The organism is Candidatus Hydrogenedentota bacterium (assembly GCA_012523015.1).
Classification (GTDB): domain Bacteria; phylum Hydrogenedentota; class Hydrogenedentia; order Hydrogenedentales; family CAITNO01; genus JAAYBJ01.
On the sequence record JAAYJI010000252.1, the window covers coordinates 1 to 11,248 of the forward strand.

Consider the following 11,248-nt stretch of genomic DNA (forward strand, 5'->3'; position numbering starts at 1 on the left):
AACCAAACCATGGAACAAGAGGGGATCTTTGCCGATTATGTCCGTGCCCGTCTCAATCTGCCTTGTCCCGACCCGTCTTTTTCAGCAGAATCCTTGCTCTACAGACTCAATAACACCTTGGCAAAAGGACTTTCTGCGCCCCGTGGCCCCATTCATATCAATTGCAAGTTCAGAGAACCTTTGGCGCCTATTGACTGCGCGGAAGCATGGCAGGATTCTTATCTGGAAGGCTTGGGCGCTTGGTTCAACCATGAAAAGCCTTTCAATCGTTCCATACCGGCGCAACGGAGCCTTTCAAAAGAGCTGCAAGATGAACTTATTGAACGCATCCATCAGAGCCGGAGAGGGCTCGTCCTCGTGGGGCGCACTGTGGACGACGCGCAACGAAAAGAAATGATGGAGCTCATCAACACACTTGGATGGCCGGTCTTTGCTGATATCACCTCAGGCTGCCGCAACAACGAACGCATTGCTACCCTCGTTCCTTATTACAATCTGCTCCTGCGCTCCGAAAAATTTCGACAATGGTTCAAACCGGATTTGATCCTTCATCTCGGAGGCGCTTTTGTCTCAAAGGCTCTTCCCGCTTTTGTGCAAAACCAAGAGGCGCCCTATATCCATCTTTCTCCGGAGAAAAGGCACGGGGGACTTTCCAATCGCGTAACCATTGGCTGCTCTATTGATCTGAAAACCTTGCTCCCTGCTTTGGAATCCTTCAATAGGGAAAAATCGAGAACGGCGGATTGGGAAGTCTTCCGCAAGATGAATGAGGGCTTAACAACCCGACTGCGTCAATACCGATCCAAAGCCGAAAGTTTGAACGAAATTGAGATTGCCGCAATCATCGACCAAGAATTGGGTTCGGAAAACGCACTCTTTTTGGGAAACAGTATGCCTGTTCGTGATATGGACCAATTCGCAACCCGTGCTTTTTCTCGCCTCATTCATGCCAATCGCGGCCTAAGCGGAATTGATGGCAATATCGCCACCGCAGCAGGAATAGCGTGGGGGAGCGGCGTCCCGGTGACCGCTGTCATCGGGGATATGGCGGCCTTGCATGATCTTAATTCCTTGGCATTGTTGCAGCACCAAGAAACTCCCGTTATACTGGTCGTCATCAATAATGGCGGCGGCGGCATTTTTTCTTTCTTGCCCATAGCCGAATATAAAGAGCCTTTTGGCCGCTACTTCGCAACAAGCCATAGCTATCGATTCAAAGAAGGGGCCGCCTTATTTTCATTGGATTATGTAGAGGTTTCAACGAGCGCAGAATTTTGTGATGCCCTGCAAAAAGCCAAAAATAAGAATAAATCCTCAGTAATTGAAGTTACCGTCTGCAAAGAGATAAACCTAAAGTTTCACAAGAACTGTTATGAGGCGGCAACTTTATGGATAGATCAACTTGTCGATTCCCTACGTTGATCTTTCTTTTTCCCGTATACTACTATGGTTAGCAGAGACCCGAAACAATTGGATATGATATATATATACAACAACACGGATAGGAATAAATTGCGGTGACTATAAATCTAAAAAACTTGTATGCTTCCGAAAAGCCGGTGATTTCTTTTGAACTATTTCCACCTAAAACAGAAGAGGGGAAACAAAGCCTGTTCCGGCATTTACGCGAATTGATCGCGTGTCAACCTGCCTATCTGACCTGTACCTATGGGGCAGGCGGCGGCACCCGCGAACGAAGCTTGGAATTATTGACCGAAGTACGCAAGCACTATCCGAACATACCCCTTGCCTCACACCTAACCTGTGTGGGCAGTACCCGTGAAGAATTGATGCACTATATTGATCAGATTGTTGAAATTGGAATCACCCACATTGTCGCCTTGCGTGGAGACCCGCCTAAAGACACAGGCACTTTTACGCCCGTTCCCGGCGGACTGCGCTATGCCAATGAACTGGTCAGTCTTATCCGTGAGCATTATCCGGAGATGGGTATCGCTGTTGCCGGTTATCCGGAAACCCATCCGGAAGCGCCTTCTCCTGCCATTGATTTGGAAAACCTAAAACACAAAGTGGACGCAGGCGCAGATATGGTTGTGACCCAGTTATTTTTTGAAAATGGCGATTATTTCAGATTCAGGGATCGCTGCGCCGAAATCGGGATTAACGTCCCCATTGTCCCGGGTATCTTGCCGGTGACGAATTTGACGCAAATAAAACGGCTCACGCAGATGTGCGGCACACGGCTCAGCCATAAATTGGTGCGCCGTCTTGAAGTCCACAACGACGATGATGAAGGACAATATGCGGTGGGCGTATATTATGCGGCACGGCAGGCAGAAGAGCTAATCGCGCAAGGCGCGCCGGGCATCCATTTTTACGTGCTCAACAAGTCACGTGCCACGGCGCAAATCTGTCGTTCCTTGGCCTTGTTCACGCCCACCGATTAGGCACGAAAAAGGGGTTATAGGTCTTTTCCACGTATACCGTGCTGGAAGGGCTATGACCGGTGTGGACTTGATAATCATCGGGCAGAGTGAAAACATGTTTCCTGATTTTATCGATTTCTAAATTCCGATCTTTTTCATGATTCACGCCGCCGATACTGCCCGCAAAAAGAGCATCACCGGTAAATACCATGCCGGGCATGACAAGTCCCAAACTGTTCGATGTGTGTCCGGGCAATTCCAATACCCGTGCCTCGATCGCGCCAAAAGTGATGACATCGTCCTGCTGCACTTTATGCGCCTTTACTCCCCCTATTTCACGGCTGCCCGCATAAAGGGACACAGCATAGCGCTCCATGATTTCCGCAATACCATTAACATGGTCGTAATGATCGTGGGTTATAAAGAGTGCCTCCAGCGACAAGGACTGTTCTTCTAGAAAGGCAGATAGCCTTACATCATAACAAGGAGCATCAATAAGCAACGCCTTGCGTGTAGCAGCACATGCAACAAGAAACATATTCGCTTCGTTTACGTCGGTGAGGAAATGGGCAAAAATCATTTTACAATCCCCTCTAAAACAGCATCTTCAAAATTTGCCTGACCATGAGCGCCGCTCAAGTCCGCCTTTCTAAGATTTGCTTTGCGGAAAATGGCGCGGTCGAGATTTGCATTTTTAAAAATAGCCCCTTCAAAGTTGCCGTGTCCAGTACGGGCATAATAGAAATCTGCCTCCGAAAAATCAGCATGAGCAGCATCTACTCCCACCAGATTGGCACGCTTTAAGCGAGCACGCAGGAGGACAGCATGCTTTAAATTGGCGTCGCCGAGAACAGCAAATTCAAGATCAGCCTCTGTTAAATCAGCTTGATGAAAGGAAGCGCCTCTTAGCCGAGCTCCTTTCAAATTGCTATTTTGCAGCTTAGCATTCGAAAAGTTAGCGCCCGTCAAATCCAAACCTGATAAATCGCTTCCCCTAAAATCTTGGTTTGAATAATCGCCGCCGGCGTGGGGGAGATTTTCATCTTGCTCTGACGGAATTACGACCACATCTGGGGGGCGCAGCTTCATAATACGTCACTTCTATCTTGGTGTTGCGCGCTCATCACGGTAAGCTTACGATTAAGGCGTTTCGATTTCGCTCAGCTTCTTTTCCATCCAAGAACCGTAATAGGCGATTTCTTTCACACTTCGTTTGACCAAATTAGGCGTCGCATCCGTTACAGGAATATTAATTACCAGCGCCAGTTGTTTGTTGCCTTCAAAAGAAATAATGGAAAAGGATGCATGGACTAATTTTGAATTCGCTGTCATAATAAAAGGATAGTTTTCCTCAGTAATTTCGCCGCAAAGCATAAAGATTCGGAAACTATCGGGGATATCGGAAGATTTAACAGAGTTGATATAGACCCGTTGACTTTCCCCATCTTGTCCTCGGAGGGTTACTACAAAGCCTTTTTGATAGGTTTCAACGTGACGCGCTTGACGTTTTTCACAAGCCAAAGCCAATTCACGCAAGGTGTATTGTTTATCGCTGATACTCTGATCAGACAACAAGAGACTAAGGGGCGTGATACTGCGTTCCACTTCCATCTTAACGTCCATATCTGAATCGTTTTTATAGAACAACAATTCACTCACAATACGATGCGCGTGTTTCCCTAACAGCTCTGCTGCATTACGCCGCGTCGCCCATCCGGCACTTTTATCGCCAAGTTCTTGAATCAACTCCTCAATTGATTTAGTCACCTGTAAAATCCTTTTTCAAAGTTTTTAATACCCTTGAACTTTGATGAACTATCCTTGTATTGATGCGGATATTTCAAGTCAAATTGATTACCATGTTGATTATTATCTTTATATTTTTTATAGTGTAACATAATCCTTCGTTATGTTGACTATTTTTGTCAATATTTTTCTATCATTCTTTTTGTAGCAGTCTTTTCTATCCCTTCTTGGGAGGTGTATTTACAGTAGATTTTGATGCTCTCAAGTCTTTCCCACACTTTTTTATAAAATAAAACGTTAAAAGATATTATATGGATTACAATAAATAAACGAAATATTTAAATAACTTTGAGGATTTTCTATGGCACAATTACCGATAACGTGCTCCGAAGCCAATTGCCCCTTCGTGCGGGCGCTGCTCATTCAAGAAGAAGCGGCTCGGGTGGGATTTGACTGGACAGATATCTCCGGGGTTTTGGAAAAAGTACAGGAAGAAGTAGCTGAATTGGAAACCGAAATAGGCGCGAATCACCGGATACATGCGGCGGAAGAGCTGGGAGACTTGTTCTTTACCTGCTTAAGCGTAGCACGATTTTTAAAGGTCGATCCTGTTGAATCTTTCCAAAATGCCACCATCCGTTTCGAAAAACGCTTTGATTTAATGAAAAAAATAGCCGCAGAAAGGGGCCTCAATTTGGAAAGTTGCACTGCTGAAGAATTAAACGGCTATTGGGAGCGTGCTAAAATGCTTATGCGTCAATAACTTGTAAAAGGTCTTGACAAGTGACCATGGCTTAAGGCAAACTCAACGTAATAGAAGTTCATTCTTTTGATCTTTTCTTACCGAAAATGGGCTGTCATGAATGTTTCGCAGCGCCTTTAAACCGTTGCGAAAAGCCTTTATTTTTCTTAATCAGAATGGACATCTAGACATTTGTTAGGGCTGTTGAAGAATCGTTTTTCTAGGTGACTAAATACTATTTGACCTGCTATTATTTGCTTTTAGTGAGTGATTCTGTGTAAATACTCGGGCCGCTAATCTACGACGCGCCAATCTATATAGCCGCACAGAAGGCCTCTCAGCAATGCTTGATCGGATTTGGTCGACCTCGGAGGAAAGTGTCGTTACCTGATATCGTACGTTGATTTCAGATGAGCATGTACGCATTCTTTCAGACTGTTTGTGCAAAGGAAAGGGAGCGTTTTAATGAATGAAAATTTTCCAAGTGACCGTGGAAATATTTTAGAAATAGAAAACAATATTTGGGAGCGGACCCAAACACACCTGCGCGAAATTTTAGATGAGTATTCCTACAAGAACTGGTTTCTGCAGACATCATTTCATAGCTGTCAAGATGGAATACTCGCTATTCGTGTGCCCAGTCACTTTTTCGCCAATTGGCTGGAGAAGAATTATAAAGATACTATTTTGGAAGCGGCGCGCATAGAAGAGCCCGCTATCAAAACCATCCAATACGTGGCAATCACCACCCCAACGGAACCCAAAGAATCCAAAACGCCCGCGCCCCGTGCAAGTCGTCCGCATACCGACGGGCCTAAATCTCCAATGCGCCGTCACGGGGGCAATAGGGTACAACAGTTCCCCGGTTTCAACCCCAAATATACCTTTGACCGTTTTGTGGTCGGTAGTAACAACCGTTTTGCCCACGCTGCCGCCAAAGCCGTGGTAGAATCGCCCGGCCGCGCCTATAATCCTCTTTTCCTGTACGGTGCGACAGGATTAGGCAAAACCCATTTGATGCAAGCCATCGGTCAATCCCTTTTATCGTTAGCCGACGGTTTAAAGGTCGTATTTATTTCTCCCGAAGCCTTTACCAATCAAATGATCGAAAGCATCGCAAAACAAGATTCCGCCTCCTTTCGCGCCAAGTATCGCAAGGTGGATGTGCTGCTGATTGATGACATCCATTTCCTGTCCGGCAAGGAAGGGACCCAGGAAGAATTTTTCCATACCTTCAATACACTCTTTGATGCACACAAACAAATCATCATTTCCAGTGACCGCAGTCCCAAAGAGATTAAACGTATCGAAGAACGCCTCGTATCGCGCTTTGAATGGGGGCTTGTCACCGATATCCAACCGCCCGATTTGGAAACGCGAATTGCTATTTTACAAACGAAAGCGAGGCTGGAACATATTGATGTTTCAGCTGAGATCATTCGATTCATCGCCACCTATGTCACCAAAAACATACGGGAATTGGAAGGCGCTTTGGTCACTTCCTACGCCTATAGCAAATTGTCCAATGAGAAAATTTCTATGGCTATGGTAGAAAATGTATTACAAGATCTTATAGGTAGCGATAAGATCAAGCCCGTCACTGTCGAACAGATTCAGCGCACTGTGGCTGAATATTTCGATGTGCGTATTGCTGATTTAAGAGGGAAGAGCCGCAAACAGCAAGTGGTCTATCCCCGACAATTAGCCATGTATCTGTGCAAGGTTTTAGTTCCCGGATTGTCGCTCAGCGATATTGGTGAACATTTCGGCGGGCGCGATCATACCACCGTCCTTTATGCCTGCTCCAAGATTGAGAAGGACGCCGCTTCCGATCGCTCCAAGCGGCAAACAGTGGAACAACTCACCAAAACGATACGTGGGTAATCTTTGAAAATAGGATCCGTAAATTGCTTTTGAGCAGCATGCAATTTTCTTCCACTTGCCGAGCAAAGCTCAAAAGATCTGAGGACTTGTTATTACCACCCTGTGTATTCAACGCGGGGCATGGCTTTGCCCGTACGTTGTAATTCTCTCAACTCACGATAACTGATCAGCTCAATACCCTGCTCCTTAACCCAACGGCGTGTGGCAGGATCGCTGAAAAACTCCGTATCGGCAATGCGCCGTTTGGTAGAAGAGGTGGTGGCGTGCATTTCCGGAGTGTCGACAGCACAATGGATATACATCTCGCTGACCTTGCCTTTATCGATGTTGCTCATGCGATCTTTGAACCATGCTTCCGTCCCTTCCAATGAATCGGGATCTCCCATGTACAAGACTTCGGGGCCCAAGACATTCAATTCTTTTGCTAAATCCAGAAGCTGTTCCTGTCCCAAAGCCTGGAGTAAGTCTCTTCCGGGCAGGCGGCAAGGCAGATTATAAGAAGCAGCAATGCGAATGAGCCGAGCATGATAGTCAGAATCATATTGCATCGCTCCCATATGAGAATCGATATGGGTGACATCAATACCGGCTTTCAGCATTTTGTCGATCTGAGCCCGTACTTCCAGTTCCGCTTCGTCAAGACTGGGTCCGGCATATATGGAAAATACGTCAGCGTGAAAATAACCCTTGTCTGTGCACAGATTGGGCACCGCCGAACATCCCAAAACAGGCCCCCACTTATAATGGCTCCATTCGCTGGTCAAGGTGGTGTGTACGCCCAGATTGGCTTTGGGATTCTTTTTCGCGATAGCGACAGCATCCTCAAACCATGGACAACACGCCATGATTGTGGAAGAGGTCATGACCCCATTTTTCAAGGCCTTTAAGGTGCCTGTGTTGGTGGCTTGATTCATCCCGAAATCATCGCCATTAATAATGAGTACTCTTGCATCGGGAGCAAAACCCAAGCGTTCTACAAGCGACTGTTCTGACGCTGCCGTATCCGATTCTTCCGCAAAGAGAAAGGTACTGCAACACGATAAAAGGAATAGGAAAAGAAGTGAAGAACGCATTTTAGGGCTCCTTGTGGGCTTTCTCTCAACCATAGCATAGCCGATATGCTGCATGACAGGATAGATCCAATACAGCAAGAAGAAGGGTATATTAGTTTATTGTCATCAAGCGATCGAAGATGACTTTCGCCAAATGATCTTTGCTTATTTCCTCAAAGGATTCCGGTTGGCATCCTTTCATGAGGATGACTGCGTTTTCGGTATCTGCGCCTATGGCGCAGGAAGGGCCGCCAATTTGATTGGCAATGATCATATCCAAGTCTTTATTCGTTAGTTTTTCGGAGGCGCTCTCCCCCATATGATCAGTTTCAGCGGCAAAGCCTACCACGCGCTGTGAAGGCTTTTTCTTGGATGCCACTGCAGCGATAATGTCAGGATTAGGGATCAAGCGCAACGACCATTCCTTATCGTCACGCTTTAACTTTTGCGCCTGTACTGTTTCAGGCCGATAATCCGCAACGGCTGCAGCGCCTATAATAAAATCATACTTTTCTGCCCGTGCCATAACTGCGTCGTGCATCTCTTGTGCCGTTTCTACAGCAACAGTCTCAGCGCCGGAGGGGGGGGAGACGAGGGAGGGGCCCATCACAACCGTAACAGATGCGCCCCGGCACAGCGCTTCCAATGCCAGCGCACGCCCCATCTTTCCGGAAGATCGATTGCCCAAATAGCGCATCGGATCAATGGCTTCATGATTGGCGCCGCTCGTAATTAACACGCGTTTCCCCTCCAAATCTTTGGAAGTACATAAGGCAATCTGACAGGCATCCAAAATATCGGAAATCTCTGCGAAGCGGCCGGGGCCTTCGTCGCGACACGCCAACCTGCCCGAGGCGGGTCCTACAAAAGAAATACCCCGTTTCTTGAGGAGCGCAATATTATCTTGTGTTGCGGCGTGGGTATACATGTGGGTGTTCATAGCAGGAGCAAAAAGGACAGGGCAGCGTGCTGCCAGAAGGGCGGTGCTCAGCCAGTCATCCCCAATCCCGGTGGCGGCCTTAGCGATAATATTTGCCGTAGCCGGCGCGATTAAACAAAGGTCAACCCGCTGCATAATCGCGATATGACTGATTTCCTGATTGCCCGTAGGCACAAACATCTCTGTGATTGCGCGGTTGCCGGTGAGTGCTTCAAAAGACACAGGCTTAACCAATTCACATGCGGAAGCTGTAAGAGCGCAAATTACATTTGCTCCTTTTTCGCGCAGCCGAGACGCAAGATCACATGCCTTATAGGCAGCAATGGAACCGGTTACCCCCAACAAAATAGACTTATTGGAAAAAGAGGTCATAGAAGCTTATTCTTCGTCTTCGAGATAAATTTCTTCTTCAGCATTAATATAGGTCAATTTGCCGTCCAAGACCTCTTCCAAAGCCTTGATCGTGTTCTTTTGACCGCGGAGTGCAGAACCAAAACCGCGGGGATCATTCTTGGATAAATGAACGACGCGCGAAGCGGCAACAATAACCAAGCGATAGAGGCTATCAAATTTATCTTTAAAATCGTCTACACAATACGGGGCAGGCATGAAAATACTCCTGTTGTTTGCAATGAACGTAAGCCTGAGAGGCAGAGTTTATGGAGAGATATACACGTGGTGCAATTATAGCATAAATGGAGGTATTTTCTAAAATTGCCCATGTTTCAATTGTTTGCGTGCGGCAATCTTCAAAAACAAGCCAATGAGTTCATCGGCAGCAACATCAAGATTATCATTCACCACAACATGGTCAAACTCGGTTTGCGCAGCCATTTCTTCTTTCGCATTGGCTAAGCGCAGCGTAATTTCAGCCTCACTATTGGCGCCTCGATCAATCAATCTCTGTTTTAAAACATCCAAGTTGGGAGGCACGATAAATATGGTCACAGCCTCGGGATAGTTTTGTTTAATATGGCGCATCCCCTGAACATCCAATTCCAAAACACAGGTGCCTCCTTGCACAATCAACCTTTCAATTTCAGCTTTAAAGGTACCGTAATAAGCGCCGTGCACTTTTGCCCATTCCGCAAAATCCCCTTTGTCAATGGCGTCTTTGAAGTCTTGCTCTGACACAAAATAATAGGCTTCCCCTTCTTTTTCTCCGCTCCGTGGAGAGCGTGTGGTCGCTGAGACAGCCACCGACAAAGCAGGTACTTTTTCCTTGGCTATGCCCAGCAAGGTATCTTTTCCACCCCCCGAGGGAGCCGACACGACAACGATTGATCCCGTATTCATAAGACTTCTTTTATTCTATATTTTGTATTTGTTCACGCATCTTTTCAATGGCAGCTTTCATTTCGATGGTATCCCGATTCACGGCAACATCCCGCAACTTAGCGCCAAGGGTATTCACTTCCCGCTGCATCTCCTGCATGAGAAAATTTAAATCGCGGCCAATAGAACCTTCCGAAGAAAGCATATCACGGCTGTGCGCAATGTGCGCTTTCAACCGCACCAACTCCTCGGTCACATCCATGCGTTCCGCCATTATTGCCACTTCAAGGGCGAGACGCTCTTCTTTTACCCCAACTTCAGCGTTGATATCGGCAATACGCTGTTTTAATTTTTGTTCATATTCCGATTGCAGTTCAGGGGCACGTAATTCTATTTTGCTGACAAGTTGTTCCAAGAGACACAGTTGTTCTTCGATATCTGCTAATAGGGCTGTGCCTTCTTTGAGTCTCACCTCATTGAACAAAGCCAGCACTTCTTTCACCGCTTTGGTCAGTTCCTCTTTCACAAGGCTAAGATCGGTCTCCGGTTCCTCCACAGTCAATACGCCGTCCATGGAGATCAAGGTATCTAAAGAAAGGGATTCGGTCGAACGCATGAGGTGCATCAATTCCCGTGCCGCTTCAATATAAGCATTGGCACGTTCCACGTCCAATCGAGGCGGGCAGGTAACGGCGGGACCTTTGAAATGCCGTACCGTAACATATACTTTACCCCGTGAAATTACGGCTTTAGCAATATTGCGCAATTCGGGCTCGAGAATTATCCATTGAAAGGGTAACCGAAAATTCAAATCTAAAAAACGGTGGTTTACACTGCTGATCTCAATCACCATTGTCTCCCCCGCAATGACGCTTTCATAACGTGCAAATCCTGTCATGCTGAAAGCCATAAACAATCCCTTCTATCGTGGGTGGTGTAAGTTGTTGTTAACCGACCATGGTTAATCTAAAAGACTCTTGAAGTATATACTACTTTTTCCTTTGGATTCATATATTTTAGTTCTAAAAAAAAATGGCAGCTTCAAGGTTGAAATGCAACTGCTCCAAAAAAAGAGACCTTATAGAAATCTTCCGTACATGGGTTCTACTCAAACAGCCGAAGGAATCCATAATGCCTTAACGCCATTTTACACGCAGTGACCGTACAAACGAGAAATACGTAGAACAATTACGGCTACCCACTATCCACGACGGCCGAGAAC

The 11,248-nt window shown here is 46.4% G+C and carries 12 protein-coding genes; 4 read left to right on the top strand and 8 right to left on the bottom strand.

The features are described 5' to 3' along the window. Positions 1-1,422: hypothetical protein (locus GX117_11045; protein NLO33872.1), on the top strand; the 1,422-nt coding region annotated here is incomplete at its 5' end. Between the two features lie 101 nt (positions 1,423-1,523). Further along, positions 1,524-2,408 (top strand): methylenetetrahydrofolate reductase [NAD(P)H], encoded by an 885-nt coding sequence (gene metF, locus GX117_11050; GenBank protein NLO33873.1) that lies wholly within the window; start codon positions 1,524-1,526, stop codon positions 2,406-2,408. Here the strand turns inward: metF and GX117_11055 are convergent. From GX117_11055 to GX117_11065, 3 genes are read right to left on the bottom strand one after another with little or no spacing between them, the layout of a single operon-like run. Then, positions 2,392-2,967 carry an MBL fold metallo-hydrolase gene (locus tag GX117_11055; protein NLO33874.1) on the bottom strand — a complete coding sequence of 192 codons (576 nt, stop codon included), beginning with the start codon at positions 2,965-2,967 and terminating at the stop codon, positions 2,392-2,394. The genes metF and GX117_11055 overlap by 17 nt on opposite strands. Beyond that, positions 2,964-3,476 carry a pentapeptide repeat-containing protein gene (locus GX117_11060; GenBank protein NLO33875.1) on the bottom strand — a complete coding sequence of 171 codons (513 nt, stop codon included), beginning with the start codon at positions 3,474-3,476 and terminating at the stop codon, positions 2,964-2,966. The genes GX117_11055 and GX117_11060 overlap by 4 nt, the downstream gene beginning before the upstream one ends. 51 nt (positions 3,477-3,527) lie before the next feature. After that, positions 3,528-4,154: a hypothetical protein gene (locus GX117_11065; protein NLO33876.1), complete on the bottom strand. Its 627-nt coding sequence runs from the start codon at positions 4,152-4,154 to the stop codon at positions 3,528-3,530. A 340-nt stretch (positions 4,155-4,494) separates the two neighbouring features. Between GX117_11065 and GX117_11070 the strand changes: the two genes are divergently transcribed. Beyond that, positions 4,495-4,896 carry a hypothetical protein gene (locus GX117_11070; GenBank protein ID NLO33877.1) on the top strand — a complete coding sequence of 134 codons (402 nt, stop codon included), beginning with the start codon at positions 4,495-4,497 and terminating at the stop codon, positions 4,894-4,896. A gap of 444 nt (positions 4,897-5,340) precedes the next feature. Next, complete coding sequence (gene dnaA, locus GX117_11075) at positions 5,341-6,759, top strand: chromosomal replication initiator protein DnaA (GenBank protein NLO33878.1); 1,419 nt, start codon at positions 5,341-5,343, stop codon at positions 6,757-6,759. A gap of 92 nt (positions 6,760-6,851) precedes the next feature. Here the strand turns inward: dnaA and GX117_11080 are convergent, their stop codons facing one another. From GX117_11080 to GX117_11100, 5 genes are all read right to left on the bottom strand, one after another. Next, on the bottom strand, positions 6,852-7,832 hold the full coding sequence (locus GX117_11080; protein ID NLO33879.1) for a ChbG/HpnK family deacetylase: 981 nt from the start codon (positions 7,830-7,832) through the stop codon (positions 6,852-6,854). A gap of 91 nt (positions 7,833-7,923) precedes the next feature. Further along, a complete protein-coding gene (gene coaBC, locus GX117_11085; protein NLO33880.1) occupies positions 7,924-9,123 on the bottom strand; it encodes a bifunctional phosphopantothenoylcysteine decarboxylase/phosphopantothenate--cysteine ligase CoaBC in 1,200 nt (399 codons plus the stop codon). Positions 9,124-9,129: 6 nt separating this feature from the next. Continuing rightward, positions 9,130-9,360: a DNA-directed RNA polymerase subunit omega gene (rpoZ, locus tag GX117_11090; GenBank protein ID NLO33881.1), complete on the bottom strand. Its 231-nt coding sequence runs from the start codon at positions 9,358-9,360 to the stop codon at positions 9,130-9,132. Positions 9,361-9,459: 99 nt separating this feature from the next. Beyond that, positions 9,460-10,047: a guanylate kinase gene (gmk, locus tag GX117_11095; GenBank protein NLO33882.1), complete on the bottom strand. Its 588-nt coding sequence runs from the start codon at positions 10,045-10,047 to the stop codon at positions 9,460-9,462. Positions 10,048-10,057: 10 nt separating this feature from the next. Then, a complete protein-coding gene (locus GX117_11100; GenBank protein NLO33883.1) occupies positions 10,058-10,936 on the bottom strand; it encodes a YicC family protein in 879 nt (292 codons plus the stop codon). Positions 10,937-11,248: the final 312 nt, after the last annotated feature.